Source organism: Streptomyces sp. NPDC007863 (assembly GCF_040633895.1).
GTDB lineage: Bacteria > Actinomycetota > Actinomycetes > Streptomycetales > Streptomycetaceae > Streptomyces.
In genome coordinates this window covers 93,971-110,221 of sequence record NZ_JBEYEI010000024.1, presented here as the reverse complement: position 1 = coordinate 110,221, position 16,251 = coordinate 93,971, and the positions used below count along the sequence as shown (strand labels likewise).

The window sequence follows — 16,251 nt, the reverse complement described above, 5'->3', positions numbered from 1 at the left end:
GGGTCAGAGGCGTTCGATGACGGTGGCGATGCCCATCCCGGCGCCGACGCAGAGCGTCGCGAGACCGCGGCGGCCGCCGGTCCGCTCCAGCTCGTCGAGGAGGGTGCCGAGGATCATGGCTCCGGTGGCGCCCAGCGGGTGGCCCAGCGCGATGGCCCCGCCGTTGACGTTGACCTTGTCGTCGGGGACCTTCAGGTCGCGCTGCCACTTCATGACGACCGCCGCGAACGCCTCGTTCAGTTCGAACAGGTCGATGTCGTCGATCTCCAGGCCCGCCGCCGCCAGGACCTTCCTGGTGGCGGGCGTCGGACCGGTGAGCATGATCGTGGGCTCGGAGCCGGTCACGGCCGTCGCCACGATCCGGGCGCGCGGGACGAGACCGAGGCGCTCGCCGATCTCCCGGCTGCCGACCAGGGTGAGCGCGGCGCCGTCGACGATGCCGGAGCTGTTGCCCGCGTGGTGGACGTGCTGGATCCGCTCCAGGTGGTGGTACTTCTGCAGGGCGACCGCGTCGAAACCGGCCGCCGCGCCGACACCGGCGAAGGCGGCGGGCAGCGCGGCGAGGCTCTCCGCCGTGGTGCCGGGGCGACGGTGCTCGTCGTGGTCGAGCAGCAGGACCCCGTTCATGTCGCGGACGGGGACGACCGACCTGCCGAAGCGCCCCTCGCGCCAGGCGGTTTCGGCCCGCTCCTGCGAGCGGGCCGCGTAGGCGTCGACGTCCTCGCGGGTGAAGCCCTCCAGGATCGCGATCAGGTCGGCGCCGATGCCCTGGGGCACGAAGTACGCGTCGTGGGCGGTGGTGGGGTCCTGCGCGTAGGCGCCGCCGTCCGAGCCGAGGGGGACCCGCGACATCGACTCGACCCCGCCCGCCAGGACGAGGCTCTCGTACCCCGAGGCCACCTTCTGGGCGGCGAGGTTGACCGCCTCCAGACCGGAGGCGCAGAAACGGTTCACCTGAACGCCGGCCACCGTGTGCGGCAGCCCCGCCACCAGCGCGGCGGTACGGGCGATGTCGCCGCCCTGCTCACCGACCGGCGACACCACGCCGAGCACGATGTCGTCGATCACCTCCGGGTCGAGCGACGGATGGCGCTCCTGGATCGCGTGGATCAGCCCCACGACCAGGTCGACCGGCTTGGTGCCGTGCAGCGCGCCGCCGCGGTTCCTGCCGCGCGGCGTCCGAACGGCGTCGTAGATGTAGGCGTCGGACATGACGCTCCCTTTCGTGGGACGGGAAGGGTCCGGAGAGGCCCGGACGCCGGGGTGCTCGACGGGGGGCGGGACGCCCCGGAGCGGAGGGAGGGGTGCGGGCCTTCGCCGTCTTCGGGGAGGACCCCGGGCGTGGGGCGTTAGCCGCTGGGGTAGATACCTGGGTCTGGGGCGCCTGCCCTCGGGCAGGGCCTAGAGGCCCAGGTCGCGGCCGACGATCTCTTTCATGATCTCGGTGGTGCCGCCGTAGATGGTGGTGATGCGCGAGTCGAGGTAGTCGTGCGCGATGCGGTACTCCAGCATGTAGCCGTAGGCGCCGTGGAGTTGCAGGCAGCGCCCGACGGCGTTCACGTACTGCTCCGTGGCCCAGAACTTCGCGGCGGCCGCGTCCACCGCGGTGAGCTCGCCCCGGGAGTGCCGGGCGAGAAGGTCGTCCAGATGGGAGCGGCCCACCCGGGCCGTGGTGACCATCTCCGCGAGCTCGAAACGGGTGTTCTGGAAGGAGCCGATCGCCCGGCCGAACGCCTTGCGCTCCTTCACGTACTCCAGGGTCCGTTCGAGCACGCCCTCCATGGACGCCACCGCGTTGGCGGCGATCGAGATCCGCTCCTGGGGGAGGTTGCGCATCAGCGCGGCGAAGCCCGAGCCCTCCTCGCCGAGGAGGTTGGCCGCCGGGACCCGCACGTCGTGGAAGAACAACTCGCTGGTGTCCTGGGCGTGCAGACCGACCTTCTCCAGGTTGCGCCCCCGGGCGAAGCCGGGCCTGTCGGCCTCGACGACCAGCAGGCTGATCCCGCCGTGCCGGTCGGGCCCGGTGCGCACGGCCGTCACGACGAGGTCGGCGTTCTGCCCGTTGGATATGAAGACCTTGCTGCCGTTGAGCACGTACTCGTCGCCGTCGAGGACGGCCGTGGTGGCGATGCCGGCCAGATCACTGCCGGTGCCGGGCTCGGTCATCGCCACGGCGACGATCAGCTCCCCGGCGGCGATGCCGGGCAGCCACCGGGCCTTCTGCTCGTCGTCGGTCAGATCGGTGAAGTAGGGCACCACGATGTCGTTGGAGAGCGTCACCCCGGCGAGCCCGTCGGACGCCGGATGACGGGAGAACTCCTCGCCGATCACGGAGTTGAAACGGTAGTCGGTCACCCCGCCGCCGCCGTACTCCTCGGGGATGTTGAAACCGAGGATGCCCGCGCGGGCGGCCTCCTCGAACAGGGCGCGGTCGACCCGCCCCTCGGAGCGCCACCGTGCGGCGTGCGGGGCGGCGTGCTTGTCGGCGAAGGCACGGGCCGTCTTCCTCAGGAGCTCGTGCTCGTGCTCGTAGAGCGCGCGTCGGGCGGAGATCACGTCGGTCATGGGGACCCCTGTCTCGGATCGGGTGATGGGGCGGGCGCGTCGTCGTGCCCGGGAGCGCGTCCGGGCGAGAGATGACCGGGCGGGAGATGAAGGGAGTGCGAGTGAAGGGGGGTGTCGGTGAAGGGGGTGGGGGTGAAGGGGCGGGGCGGTCAGGTCCCGGGCAGGAGGACGGCCTTCAGCGTCAGCCCGGCCCGTTGGTCCGCCACCGCGCGCTCGATGTCGCCGAGGGCGTAGGTGGTCACCAGCCGGTCGAGGGGCAGCAGTCCGTCGCGGTGGCGCCGGACCAGCTCGGGTATGAGAAGAGCGGGTTCGGCGTCGCCCTCGACACAGCCGAACAGCCGCAGCCCGCGCATCGTCAGGGACCGGACGTCGAGGGGGATCTCGGCGGGGCCGAGCCCGACGACCGCGAGCGCGCCGCGCGGCCGGAGCAGGGAGAGCGCGCGGGCGATCGCCTCGGGCCGCCCCGTGGTGTCGAGGGCGTGGGTCACCGGGGGGATCGGCTCGTCCAGCGAGGCGACGGCCGAGGCACCGTGAGAGGCGAGCAGCGCCCGGCGGGCCTCGACCGGCTCCGCCACGACGACCTCGACGCCCTCGGAGAGCGCCGTGAGCGCCGCGGCGGCCCCCACGCCGCCGGCGCCGACGACCAGGAGCCGGTCGCGGGGCCGGGGCCGCAGGACGTTGAGCACCGCGCCCGCGCCGGTCAGGAAGCCGCAGCCCAGAGGAGCGGCGACCGCAGGCGACAGGTCCCCCACGGGGACGCAGGACCGGGCGCCGGCCAGGACCGACGTCGCGAAGGACGACTGACCGAAGAAGGAGCCGAACACGGGTTCACCCCCGACGCGCAGGGTCGGTGAGCCGTCCCGGCGCCGCCCCGAGCCGTTGAGCGCGGCCGAGTGGGCGCAGTACCCGGGGAAGCCGGACCGGCACGGGTCGCACTCTCCGCAGGAGGCGAAGGAGAGCACCACCCGGTCGCCGACCGCGAGCCCTTCCGCGCGGGGGCCCAGGCGCTCCACGGTGCCGCACCCCTCGTGCCCCAGCACGGCCGAACGGCTGCCGAGCCGCTTCTGGGCCAGGAGGTCCGTGTGGCACACCCCGACGGCCTCGACGCGGACGACGACCTCGTCGTCGCGGGGCGCGTCCAGTTCGGCCTCGACGAGTTCGCCGAGCGCGGAGCCATGGGAAAGCAGGACGGAGATCCTCGTACCGGCCCCGGCCCCGTCCTTGGCTCCTGCCCCGGCCTTGGGGCGGTGCTCGTACGCGGACACCGTGCCCGTCGCGCCGCTCACCGCACACCCGGCCGACGGCACGGGGCCGGTCGGCTGTCGGTCCGGTGCGGGACGACGGTCCGGTTCTCGGTGTACTTGCGGATGCCCTCGGCCCCGGGGCGTCGGCCGAGCCTGCTGCCGTCCATGCCGCCCATGCCCGCTTCGGTGGCACGGTCGTTGACGTTGACGTTGATCGCACCGGTGTGGAGCAAGCCTGCGGGGGTGACGCCCTGCTGGACCGGCGGGGCGTGGAACAACGGGCCGACGCGCGGCAGCGCCCGCCTGCCCGTCAGTACGCTCGCCCCCTGGACGCAGGCGTCGCCGCCCTGCGCCCCGACCGTGGCGTGCCGCGCCGGGGAGACCAGAGAACCGTGGTCGGAGGCGTAGTAGCCACTGGGCCGCAGCGCCGCTGTCGCCTGGACGAGCCGTCTGGCGGCGCGCTCCGCTACGTCGCATCCGGTCGCGGTCGGCCCGGTGAAGCAGACGAACCCGCCGGCGTTACCCAGGGAGGTGCCCGCCGCCCCGTCGTCGGCTGCTCCGCCCCACACCCCGGCGGGCGGTCCCGCCTCGCCCAGCCGCGCCCGGAGCACGTCATCGCCCCCGAGGCAGAGGGGGAGGTGACGGGGGAAGAGGACGCCGACCGTGCCCTTCGGCACTCGCGTCTCCCTGATCTTGGTCGGGCCGGCAACCCTCCCGTGTCCACGGCGGGCCGCCAGATGCCGGTCGGCGCGTCGTCCGTAGTGCCGGGCGATGGCCGCGACCCGCGCCACGTCCTGCCCGGTCAGCCGGTCGGTCACCCAGGAGGTGCGAGGCACGGCCGCCACCGGCGGGGGCTCTTCGGTCTGTTCCTTCTCCGTGCTCATGGGGCTCCTTGAGGTGCCGACGGACGCGGGGGCAGGGGGCGGCTTCCGGCAGCGCGCAGCCAACCCCACCGACGATCGAACGCATCGTTATGTTAATCAGGAATCACATCGGAGAACAAGCGTGTTGCGTGAGTGAACCCCCTGCTCGCCATCGATGCGGCAGGGTCCTTCCCCGGCTGAGGCTGGTCGGAAAGTGAAGGGAAAATCTCGCCAGGAGGCGGAGTTGACCGGTCGACACCACCCTCGGGGTCCCACGGGCGGCGGCGAGCTTGCCCCCGGTGCCTCGGTGTGGTCGCCCGAGGGCTGCTGCCGGTCGGCGCGTCGGGGCAGCCGGTCGATCACCTGACGCGCAGTCACGACCTCCGACTCCGTGGCCCGCCGTCGCCCGTGGCGGCATGCGCGTGGCCAGGGCGTGCCCCCTGGGGTGCGTCGAGACCCGTCCGCGGGCCTTGCCGCCGGCTTCGCCGCCGGGATGGTCCCGGTCCGACCACCCGCCCGGCAAGCCGGCCGAGGCGCGTGAAAGATGTGATTCTCGATTAACAAGAATCTTCCTGGGCGGCTACTTCTCATGCATAGTGGCCGCAGGCTCCACCTCCATCCGCTTGGAATCCGAGGAGTGGCATGTCCACCGGTACGGCTCCCGCATGGTCTTTTCGGCACCACTGGATGGCCCAGGCGGCCACACACGCCACGATGCGCCCCGACAAGCCCGCCCTGCGATACGCGGGAGCCACCACGACCTGGGCTCGGCTGTCGGAGCGTTCCCTCCGGCTCGCCGCCGCCCTCGCCGACCGGGGCGTGCGGGCCGGTGACCGCGTGGCCATGCTGACCCTCAACCACCCCTGGTTCGTGGAGAGCGTCTTCGCGGCGAACAGCCTGGGCGCCATCGCCGTCCCGCTCAGTTTCCGGCTCGCGCCCCCGGAGCTCGGATACATCCTGGACGACTGCACCCCGGCAGCCGTCGTGGTCGACGCCCGGCTCCTCCCGATGTTCCGGGCGACCCCGGCCGCCGCCTCCGTCGCCACGGTGATCGTCATCACCGACCCGGACGCGCTCGGGGGAGAGGCCGGGGGAGAGGCCGGGGGAGAGGCCGGGGGAGAGGCCAGGGAGGAGATCGGGTACGAGGAGTGCCTGGCCGCGTACGGGCCCATGGAACTCCCCGACGTCAGCGAGGAGTCCACCGCGCTGATCATGTACACCTCGGGCACCACCGGTCGCCCCAAGGGCGTGCTGCTCTCCCACCGCAACATGCAGGTGCAGGCCATCACCTGCATCCGGGCGATGGACATGTCCGACGACTCCGACGTCAGCTTCCTCACGGCGCCGTTCTTCCACATCGCCGGCCTGGGCTCGATCGTCGCCGCCTTCCTCCTCGGCGGCACGGTGGTGATCCACCCGCTCGGCGCCTTCGACCCGAAGGCCGTCCTCGACGCCTACGAACGGGAGGGCGCCACCATCGTCTTCAACGTGCCCCAGCAGTGGGACCTGATCTGCGCCCAGCCCGACATCGACAAGCGCGATCTCAAGCTGCGCGTCATCAGCTGGGGCGCGGCTCCGGCCACCGACACGACCCTGAGGGCCATGGAACGGAGTTTCCCCGCCGCGCTCAACGTCGCGGTCTTCGGCCAGACGGAGACCTCGCCCATCACCTGTGTCCTGCGCGGCGAGGACTCCCTGCGCAAGCTGGGCTCGGTGGGCCGGCCGATCCCGAACGTCCAGTACCGCATCGTCGACGACGCCATGAACGACGTGCCGAAGGGCGACGTCGGAGAGATCGTCTACCGCGGCCCGACGGTCACCCAGGGGTACTGGAACAAGCCCGAGGAGACCGCGGACGCCTTCCACGGCGGCTGGTTCCACTCCGGGGACCTGGTCAGGCAGGACGAGGAGGGCTTCGTCTGGGTGGTCGACCGCAAGAAGGACATGATCATCAGCGGCGGGGAGAACATCTACTGCGCCGAGCTGGAGAACGTCATCGCCGAACACCCCTCGGTGCGCGAGGTGGCGGTGGTCGGAAGGCCCGACGAGCGCTGGGGGCAGATCCCCGTCGCGTTCGTCGCGGTCGCCCCGGACGCCGACCTGGCGCTTCCCGACCTGCTCGGCTTCCTCGGCGGGAAGCTCGCCTCCTTCAAGATGCCCAAAGACCTGGTGACGCTTCCCCAGCTGCCCCGCAACGCCGGCGGAAAGGTCACCAAGGGCGCCCTGCGCGCCCTCGCCCAAGCCCCTCAGTCGAGCCACCCGCGTCGGCTCTGACCAGAAGCCTCGACCCCCGCGAGGAGAGACCGCGCACCCCCGACCGCGCACCCCCGACCGCGCCGCCCCGGCCGTGCCGCCGACGACGGATCGCCCCCGCCGAGAACGCGCCGGTGTCGTGATCGGCACGGGCGTCGCCGGCGGTGCGGGATGACGATCCCGGTGCCCTGGTGAACCGCACATCAAGGACGCCCGCCGGCTCGCGGGCGTCCTGCGGCTCTGCATCGAGAAGGACGTCCCACTGGTCTTCCTCTGAACCCCCGTGACCACGGAACCCCGCCTACGGGACAACTTTTGGTTGTCAGTGGCGCGGTTGCCGACGAGCACGACGAGCGCGACGAGCACGACGAGCTGGCCGGGCACGACGAGCACCGCGGCCTCGTCTGGGCCCATCGCCCCGGCGAATCCCACGCCTGTATCGGGTCCTCTTGGTCGACAAACCTGCGGAGGTCCCCTGCGTCCGGGACTTTGGCCCCCTTCTTTTCCCGCGCGCAGTCGACTTTCTTCCCGAATGAAGAAGGAGGGCGTTCGGGTTTTCTCGGCCGAGTGCGGTCGAAAGGGCAGGCGTTTTCGTGGGTCGCTGTTCGGCGGCAGCGGGACCCTGGTGCCGTAATTCCCTTGAGTCGACGGTCTGTTCGCGGTCCGCACCGGACCGAAGGCCCCTCCCCGAAGGGTCAAAGGTCCTGTCCGGCCATCCTTCGAAGCCGCTTGTTGGAGCCCGGTAAAGGGTCTTGTACGGTGAATTTGCGCACACCGCGGAACCCTTTTCCTGGAATTACCGTCCGCGGATCTGTCGAAATTCCGCCCAGGGGCCCCAGCGCCGTGGGCCCTCAGGAGCCGACATGAACAGCACGTACGAACCCGAAGCCGAACTCTCACCGTCCCGAGCCTCCGTGGCCCCGACGCCGGACCAGGACGCCGATTCCCCACGGGGGGGGAAAGGACGTCGCCGTCCTCTCCGGGCCGGTCCGGGTCTCGGCGGCGGCGGTCGCTCGTCGTGGCCGAGGCCGTCGTCCTGACCCTCCTCGTCCTCGCCGTGTTCGCCACCGGCCTGCTCCTCGCCGGATAAGCGTCCGTCCCCCTGCCCGATCATCCCTCGCGCTCATGTGACCACCGGAGTTCACCATGACCGACCTGCAGACACCCCCCTCCGTCCACACCCCTGCGGCGCCGTCTCCACCGGGTGGGCGGTCCTCCGAGCGGCCTGCCCGGGCGCGTGACGCCACGGCGCGGTCGCAGGGCGGCAAGCGTGCCGGTCTCGCCCTGACGACGATGGTCGGCATGGTCGTCGGCTCCATGGTCGGGGCCGGAGTGTTCTCCCTGCCGGGCCGTTTCGCCCAGGAGACCGGTGTGGGCGGTGCCCTCATCGCCTGGGCCGTCGCGGGCACCGGCATGCTGATGCTGGCGCTGGTGTTCCAGCGGCTCGCCGTCCGCCGGCCGGATCTCGACTCGGGCGTGTACGCCTACGCCAAGGCCGGGTTCGGGCAGTACACCGGCTTCCTCTCCGCCATCGGTTTCTGGGCCAGCGCCTGCGTCGGCAACGTCACCTACTGGGTGCTGATCATGTCCACGTTGGGTGCGCTCTGGCCCGCCCTCGGAGCGGGTGACACCCTGCTCGCCGCCGCGCTGTCGACCGCGGGCCTGTGGGCCTTCTACTTCCTCGTCCGGCGCGGCGTACGGGAAGCGGCGCTCCTCAACCGCATCGTCACCGCGGCGAAGGTGGTGCCGATCCTCGTCTTCGTCGTCCTGGCGCTGTTCTTCTTCGACCCGGGCGTGTTCGCCGACAACTTCGGCGGCGCCGCCTACGCGGGATCACTGTTCGACCAGGTCGCCGGCACCATGCTGATCACCGTCTTCGTGTTCCTCGGCATCGAGGCGGCCAGCGTCTACTCGCGGCACGCCCGGCGCCGGGAGGACGTCGGACGGGCCACGGTCCTGGGGTTCCTGGGCGTCTTCGCCGTCTTCGCGTCGGTCACGATCGTGTCGTACGGGATCATGCCGGTGGGCGAGATCGCCGAGCTGCGGCAGCCGTCGATGGCCGGGGTCCTGGAGCACGCGGTCGGGCCCTGGGGCACGGCGTTCGTCAGCGCCGGGCTGATCGTCTCGGTGCTCGGCGCGTACCTCGCGTGGACGCTGATGGCGGCCGAGGTCCTCCACGTGGCGGCCCGGAACGACGACATGCCCCGCTTCCTCCAGCGCACCGCACACGGCGACGTACCGTCGTCCGCGCTGCTGATGAGCACGCTGCTGTCGCAGGTGGCGCTCGTGATCACGATGTTCTCCGAGAACGCCTTCAACTTCGCCCTCGACCTCACCAGCGCCCTCTCCCTGATCCCGTTCCTGCTCGCCGCCGGATTCGCGGTGCGGTACGCCCTCGGCACCGGGACCACGCGGGGCCCCGCTCCCGCGAGGTTCCGGCAGCGGCGCGCGGTGCAGCTCGTGGTCCCCGTCGCCGCCACCCTCTACTCCCTGTTCCTGCTGTACGCGGCCGGCCCCGGCTTCCTGCTCCTGTCGTTCCTGCTGTACGCCCCGGCGACCGCGCTGTACGTGCTGGCACGCCGGGAACAGGGCCGCCGCGCCTTCACCCGCCCGGAACTCGTGCTGTGCGTCCTCGTCGTCCTCGGCGCGGCGGCGGCCGTGCTCGCCCTGGCCACCGGCTCGATCGACCTCTGACCCCCGCGCGCCTTCGCGCACGACCCGCACCCGGAGGCGCTCGTCACCTCCACCCGGAAGGGAACCGCCATGACCACCCTCTCGCGCACCCCCGCCTCCCAGGCCTTCCCGGCATCCCTGGCATCCCCGACATCCCCGGCCGTCGGGCACGGGGTGCACTCCGAAGTCGGGACGCTGCGGAAGGTCCTCGTCTGCCGGCCCGGCCTCGCCCACCGCCGGCTGACCCCGACCAACGCCGCCGACCTCCTCTTCGACGACGTGCTCTGGGTCGAGCAGGCGCAGCGGGACCACGCGGACTTCGTCGCCGGCCTGCGGCAGCGCGGCGTCGACGTGGTGGAACTCCACGACCTGCTCGCCGACACGATGGCCCTGCCCGGCGCACGCGACTGGCTGCTCAGCCGCAAGATCACGGCCAACGAGGTCGGCCTCGGTCTCGTCGTCGGCGTCCGCGCCTTCCTCGATGAGCTGGACCCGTCGACGCTGGCCGAGTACCTCATCGGCGGACTCGCCGTCGACGACCTCCCCGCGGAGTTCCGCTCCGGCTACGCCGCGCTCGCCCGGCAGTCCGCCGGGGGGCGCGAGTACCTCATGCCACCGCTGCCCAACACCCTCTACACCCGCGACACCACCAGCTGGCTCTACGGCGGGCTCACCCTCAACCCGCTGTACTGGCCCGCCCGCCACGGCGAATCCCTTCTCATGAAGGCGATCTACACCTTCCACCCGGAGTACCGGGACGCGCGGGTGTGGTGGGGCGACCCGGACCGCGACGCGGGCCAGGCCACCTTCGAGGGCGGTGACGTCATGCCGGTCGGCAACGGCGTCGTCCTGGTCGGCATGAGCGAACGCACCTCCCGCCAGGCCATCACCCAGGTCGCGGCGTCCCTCTTCGAGCACGGAGCGGCCGAGCACGTGGTGGTGGCCGGGATGCCGAAGCTGCGTGCCGCCATGCACCTCGACACGGTGTTCACGTTCCTCGACCGCGACCTGGTCACCCTGCACCCGCAGATCATGGACCGGGTCCACGCCTTCTCCCTGCGCCCGGACGACGGTACGGCCGGCGTGCGCCCGGACGACGGCACGATCGGCGTGCACGTGACCGACCACGGCACCCGGCCCTTCACCGCCGTCGTCGCCGACGCGCTCGGCCTGCCCGCCCTGCGCACCGTCGCGACGGGCGGCGACGTCTACGCCACCGAGCGCCAGCAGTGGGACAGCGGCAACAACACGGTCGCCGTGGAACCCGGCGTCGTCGTCACCTACGACCGCAACACCGTCACCAACGACCTGCTCCGCCGGGCGGGCGTCGAGGTGATCACCATCGGAGGCGGCGAACTGGGCCGCGGCCGCGGCGGCGCCCACTGCATGACCTGCCCCCTCAGCCGGGACCCGATCGCCTACTGATCGCCACGCCTGAGGACCGCCTCCCCTGAGGACCGCCTCGCCCTGCTGACCGCCTCGCCTACCGACCCCCGGCACCGATCCGGGCCCTTGGACCGGCACGGACGGGACCTTCGGGCAGCTCCGCCCGGGCCCCGCCCGTGCTGTCCTTATTGAATGGTGAAGCACCTGATGGAGCACCTGATGGAACACGCCTCCACCGCGGCCCCCACGCCCTGCCCGCGCCCCGGCGACCCGTCGGCGAGCACCACGCTCGCCGATCAGACTCCCGACGAGGAGCGCGCGCCCCGCCGCCGTCGCGTACTGACGGCCCTGCTCCCGGCCCTCGTCCTGGTGGCCACCGTGGTCATCGACGTGGCCACCAGCGAGGGCTTCCGGGGCATCGTCTGGGTCGCCCTCGTCCCCGGCCTGGCCGCCCTCCTGTGCGGCCTGCGGACGACCGCCCTGTACGGCCTCCTCACCCTGGGCACCTACGCCGCCGTCGACATCTCCTACCCGGGCGGTGCCCTGACCGGCCTCCCCGGCCTCATCCTGGTCATGGTCAGTGCCGCCGGGGCCCTCGCCGTGTGCAGCGCCCGGCTGAGCGCCGCCCGCCGGGCCGACCACATCCGTGAGATCGCCGAGACGACCCGCCGCACCGTCCTGCGGCCGCTGCCCTCCGCCTGGGCCGGCCTGGACCAGGCCGCCGCGTACACCACCGCCGACGTCGCCGCGCGGGTCGGCGGGGACTTCTACGACATCCAGCCCTCGGCGCACGGCACCCGCCTCGTCCTCGGCGACGTCCAGGGGAAGGGACTCGACGCCGTGGCCTGCGCCTCCGCGCTCGTCGGCAGCTTCCGCGAAGCCGCCTTCCACGAGCCCGACCTCGCCGACGTGGCCCTGCGCATGGACCAGCGGGTGCGCCGCCACCAGGAACACGTCCAGGCCCTCGGCGGCGACGAGAGCGAACGCTTCGCCACCGCGGCCCTCATCAGCTTCCCCACGAGCGGGACGGCGGAGCGCCACGACGTCTCCCACGTCGAGCTCGTCAACTGCGGGCACCTCACCCCGCTCGCCGTCGGACCGGACGGCGTCCGGCCCCTGACGGGCGCCGTCACGCTGCCCCTGGGCATGCTCGGCCTCACCGGCGAGAAGCCGCCCGTCGACGTCGTCGCCGTGCGCCCCGACGAGACGCTCCTGCTGGTGTCCGACGGGGTGACCGAGGCCCGCGACGCCGACGGCGCCTTCTACCCCCTCTCCGACGACCTGGACTCCGCGCTCCGCGCGGACCCGGCCCTGTCGGAGCCCCGCCGCCTCGTCCGGCACGTCCGCGCGGCCGCCGCACGGCACGCCGCGCACGGGCTTACGGACGACACGACCGTCCTGGCCGTGCGCCGCAGCCCCGACCCGCTACAGGGGTCCGGAGCGCTCCGGGGGGACGGGGTCGGTGAGGCGTAGCAGCAGCGCGGCGGCGATGTACCGCATCCTGCCGAGGTTGGTGCGCGGGTCGTAGCCCAGGGCGCGCGTCAGCGCTTCGTGGCGCGCCTGCACGGTGGAGTGGTGCATGCCCAGCCCGGCCGCCGCGGAGCGGATGCTGTCGGCTTCCACCAGGGCGAGGAGGATGTCGGCGGAGCGCCGGTCGAGGCGGGCGAGGGCCCGTACGTCCTCGTGCGGACGGTCCGGGTCGTACGCCTGCGCGAGCATCAGCATCGCGCCGAGGTCCGTCGCGTCGACCACCGGCGTGGAGATGTCCGTCAGCCGCAGCGCGATGACCGACGCCTCCCAGGATTCGGGGGCCCGGTCGGCGCGCACCCAGGTGCCGTAGCCGGCCCGTTCCGGCGGGGTGAGCCTGCCGGAGGTGTCGAGCGTGGCCCGCAGGAGCCCGTACCGGGTCGGCACGATCGCGGAGACCTCGCCCACCTCGGCCGCCTCCGCCGGGGTGGCCAGGATCCGCACCCGCGTCGCCGGGGTGATCCGGCGCTGCGCGAGGAGCGACACGCGCTCGGCGACCGGACGGGTGGGGTCGACGACCGCGTCGAAGCCGCCCTCGGGACGACGGCGGGCCTCCAGGAGCTCGACCCCCAGGGCGAGACGCTCGACGACCATCTCGTCGACGGCGCCCGGTTCGCCTTCCCGCTCCAGCCACACCGTCCACTCGGCGTGGGACCGCCGGGAGCCGCGCGGTGGGGGACCGGCGGCGTCGGTGACGGGGCGTCCGTCGGGGTCGCGCCGGGTCGTCCGCCCCCGGATCTCGGCGCCCGCGACGGTCCCGGAGAGCACCGCCGCGCCGCGCAGGAGGCCGTCGAGTCCGACGCCCCTGGCGATGAGGACGTCGAAGTACGCCACGATCCGCAGGGCCTCGCCCACCTGCGGGTCGAGCTGGTTCAGCTTGCCGGCCAACTGGTGCACCAGCGCTCCTTCACGTCGTCACCCTGGTACGCCGGGATCCGAGGGGCCGCCGTCTCAGGCTCCCAGCGTACGGGCCACCCAGGCGTCCCGCGCGGCCGTCATGGCGTGCGCGAGCGCGGTGTGCGGCGCGGTCAGGTCGAAGCCGTGGAAACCGCCGGGCCAGATGTGGAGTTCGGCCTGCACGCCCGCGTGCCAGAGGGCCGTCGCGTAGGCGACGTCCTCGTCGCGGAAGACCTCGGCCGATCCGCAGTCGATGAAGGCGGGCGGCAGTCCGGTGAGATCGGTGGCGCGGGCGGGCGCGGCGTAGACCGACACGCCGTCCGCGCCGCGCCGGTCGCCGAGGAGGGCGGTCCAGCCCATGAGGTTGCTGCCGCGGTCCCAGACGCCGACGCCGTCGTACTGGGCGGCCGAGACCGTACGGTCCCGGTCGTCGAGCATCGGGTAGATGAGGACCTGGCCCAGCAGGGCCGGGCCCTTGCGGTCCCGGGCGAGCAGCGCGACGCCCGCGGCGAGGCCGCCGCCGGCGCTCTGCCCGGCGATGATCAGCCGGTCGGGGTCCATGCCGAGCCCCCGGGCGTGCTCCGCCGTCCACACCAGACCGGCGTAGCAGTCCTCCACCGGGTACGGGTCGGGGAACTCGGGCGCGAGCCGGTAGTCGACGCTGACGAGGACGGCGTCGTGCGCGACGACCCAGGGGAGGACCTGGATCAGGCCCGAGAAGCGGTTTCCGGACACCATGCCGCCGCCGTGCGTGTGGTAGATGCCCGGCCCGTACCCCCGGTGGTCGCGGCGGGTGATCACCGAGACGGTGATGTCGTTGCCGCGGTGGCCGGGAAGGGTCAGGTCGCGCCGGACCAGGCCGTGCACCGCGAGCGTCTCGTCGGTGACGTCCGACGGGGACGCCTGGCGCATGCCGGGGATCATCTCCGCGGTCAGGGTCGGCGGTATCCGGTCCGCGAGGGCCGTGAGGACGGCGTCGAGCTCCGGGTCGAACGGGGGGCGCGGAAGGGCGCTGGACATCGATGCTCCTTGGTCGGTGGCGACGGATCATGGCGTGATCTCATCGTCCGGCGCCGGGCGCCAGGCGCGGAACCGCCGATCGCCGCGGTCTCGGACGGGGTACCCCGCCATCCGCGCGCACGACCCGCCGGCACGCGCCACCCGCCACCCGCCGGTACGCCGGGGCCTGCCGGTCCACCGGAACCGGGCGGTACGCCGGGGCCCGCCGGTCCACCGGTCCCCGCCGGTACGGCCGGAACGGCCGGTACGGGAGGGTCAGGCGCGCTCGGTCCGCCGGTATGGCGGGGTCCGGCGTGCAGGGTCCGCCGATACGGCAGGGGCCCGGCGCGCTTGCTCCGCGAACGCCGGACGGTCCGGTGCGCACGGCCTTGACAGCCGTCCGCACCGGACCGTCCGGGGGATGGTCAGGCGACCTTCAGGAGGGTCTTCCCGCCCAGCCCGGCACGCAGCGAGTGAAGGGCGTCGACCACGCCCTCCAGCGGCAGCTCCGTCACCCAGCCGGTGGTGTCGTAGACCCCGTCCGCCATGGCGACGATGACCGCGTCGAACTCCTCCGGCCGGTAGCCGACCGCGCCGACGATCTCCGTCTCGCCCATCATCAGCGACGTGGGCAGGAACTCCATCGGATGCTCGTGCAGGGAGGCGACCACCAGCCGCCCGCCCGGGACCAGGGCCGCCAGAGCGGAGCCGACCGCCGCCCCCACGCCCGCGGCCTCCACACCCTGGCCGTCGGTGAGCGCGGCGACGGCGGCGGCGAGGTCCTCGTGCACCGGGTCGACGACCCGCGCGCCGAGGCCGGCCATGATCGCGCGACGGTCCGCGCTCGGTTCGGACACGAGAACCCGGTCCACCCCCCGGGCCTTGAACGCGAACCAGGAACCGATGCCGATCGGACCGGCGCCCGCGATCAGCGCCGTGCCGCCCGGCTCGATGCCGCTGCGGGCGACGGCGTGCCAGCCCACGGCCATCGGCTCGACGAGCGCGCCCATCCGCAGGTCCACGCCGTCCGGCAGCAGGTGCAGCTTCGACGCGTCGCACACGGTGAACTCCGCCAGGCCGCCGCCCTCCACGTTCGACCCGAGCGAGCCCATCAGCCGGCAGGAGAAGCGCAGCCCCTTCCGGCAGGCCGCGCACTCGCCGCAGGAGACCGCGAGCGGGTAGACGGCGCCCCGGTCGCCGACCTTCACGTCGTGGACACCCTCGCCGACCTCGACGACCGTGCCGGAGAACTCGTGCCCGAGGATCTGCGGCAGCGTGGCGCCGGTCAGCGGGTGCGGCTCGTCCAGGCCGAACGGCAGCGACTCCGGAGCGAAGTAGAAGTGGAGATCCGAACCGCAGATGCCGGCGTAGGCGTTGCGCAGCTTCACCTGCCCGGGACCGGGGGCGGGCTCCGGCACCTCCTCGATCCGGAGGTCTTCCCTGCTGTGGAAGCGTGCTGCCTTCATTCCTCGACTCCTTCTCGAAGGCGACCGGACACACCGGTCGCCACGCCTGTGGGCACGAACCGCCGGGTCACGCGGCCCGCGGCACCCACCGCATCCTCGGATGCCCGGTTCGCGCGGACCACCGCCACGTGCGGCGGATTCCGGGCCCCCGCACCGCCACGCGCGCACCACAGCCGCGGCCATGCCCCCGCGGTCCTCGGATGTGCGGTGGTGGCGCGGCACACCTGGAGCGCCGTAACCACCGTTCATCCGGGTGCCTCGCGCCGGATGTCGGAAGGCCACGACCCCCGTCGCAGGACGACCGGGGTCCGCAGCCGGGGACGACCCGCCCCGGCCGTCGTGCGCATGGCGTCACACGCGCACCGTCTCCTCTACCGC

At 73.0% G+C, this 16,251-nt stretch carries 11 protein-coding genes; 4 read left to right on the top strand and 7 right to left on the bottom strand.

The window, feature by feature from the left end:
- Positions 1-3: 3 nt before the first annotated feature.
- The 4 genes from ABZ621_RS31805 to ABZ621_RS31790 form a co-directional block, all read right to left on the bottom strand.
- A complete protein-coding gene (locus ABZ621_RS31805; protein WP_360609912.1) occupies positions 4-1,212 on the bottom strand; it encodes an acetyl-CoA C-acetyltransferase in 1,209 nt (402 codons plus the stop codon).
- A gap of 189 nt (positions 1,213-1,401) precedes the next feature.
- A complete protein-coding gene (locus ABZ621_RS31800) occupies positions 1,402-2,565 on the bottom strand; it encodes an acyl-CoA dehydrogenase family protein (RefSeq protein ID WP_360609911.1) in 1,164 nt (387 codons plus the stop codon).
- Positions 2,566-2,714: 149 nt separating this feature from the next.
- Positions 2,715-3,851: an alcohol dehydrogenase catalytic domain-containing protein gene (locus tag ABZ621_RS31795; protein ID WP_360609910.1), complete on the bottom strand. Its 1,137-nt coding sequence runs from the start codon at positions 3,849-3,851 to the stop codon at positions 2,715-2,717.
- Entirely contained in the window at positions 3,848-4,693 is an 846-nt protein-coding gene (locus ABZ621_RS31790; protein ID WP_360609909.1) for a hypothetical protein, read from the bottom strand. Before ABZ621_RS31790 ends, ABZ621_RS31795 begins: the two co-directional genes overlap by 4 nt.
- 621 nt (positions 4,694-5,314) lie before the next feature.
- Between ABZ621_RS31790 and ABZ621_RS31785 the strand changes: the two genes are divergently transcribed.
- The 4 genes from ABZ621_RS31785 to ABZ621_RS31770 all read left to right on the top strand — a co-directional run bounded on the left by ABZ621_RS31785 (position 5,315) and on the right by ABZ621_RS31770 (position 12,457).
- On the top strand, positions 5,315-6,946 hold the full coding sequence (locus ABZ621_RS31785) for a long-chain-fatty-acid--CoA ligase (protein ID WP_360609908.1): 1,632 nt from the start codon (positions 5,315-5,317) through the stop codon (positions 6,944-6,946).
- Positions 6,947-8,071: 1,125 nt separating this feature from the next.
- Positions 8,072-9,619, top strand: coding sequence for a basic amino acid/polyamine antiporter (locus ABZ621_RS31780; protein ID WP_360609907.1), 1,548 nt, complete (start codon positions 8,072-8,074; stop codon positions 9,617-9,619).
- 69 nt (positions 9,620-9,688) lie between these two features.
- A complete protein-coding gene (locus tag ABZ621_RS31775) occupies positions 9,689-11,023 on the top strand; it encodes an arginine deiminase (protein ID WP_360609906.1) in 1,335 nt (444 codons plus the stop codon).
- A gap of 153 nt (positions 11,024-11,176) precedes the next feature.
- Positions 11,177-12,457, top strand: coding sequence for a PP2C family protein-serine/threonine phosphatase (locus ABZ621_RS31770; RefSeq protein ID WP_360609905.1), 1,281 nt, complete (start codon positions 11,177-11,179; stop codon positions 12,455-12,457).
- On the opposite strand, the gene ABZ621_RS31765 is transcribed toward ABZ621_RS31770, so the two are convergent.
- The 3 genes from ABZ621_RS31765 to ABZ621_RS31755 all read right to left on the bottom strand — a co-directional run bounded on the left by ABZ621_RS31765 (position 12,410) and on the right by ABZ621_RS31755 (position 15,873).
- On the bottom strand, positions 12,410-13,408 hold the full coding sequence (locus tag ABZ621_RS31765) for a hypothetical protein (protein WP_360609904.1): 999 nt from the start codon (positions 13,406-13,408) through the stop codon (positions 12,410-12,412). The genes ABZ621_RS31770 and ABZ621_RS31765 overlap by 48 nt on opposite strands.
- 54 nt (positions 13,409-13,462) lie before the next feature.
- Positions 13,463-14,428: an alpha/beta hydrolase fold domain-containing protein gene (locus ABZ621_RS31760; RefSeq protein WP_360609903.1), complete on the bottom strand. Its 966-nt coding sequence runs from the start codon at positions 14,426-14,428 to the stop codon at positions 13,463-13,465.
- Between the two features lie 404 nt (positions 14,429-14,832).
- Complete coding sequence (locus ABZ621_RS31755; protein WP_360609902.1) at positions 14,833-15,873, bottom strand: alcohol dehydrogenase catalytic domain-containing protein; 1,041 nt, start codon at positions 15,871-15,873, stop codon at positions 14,833-14,835.
- Positions 15,874-16,251: the final 378 nt, after the last annotated feature.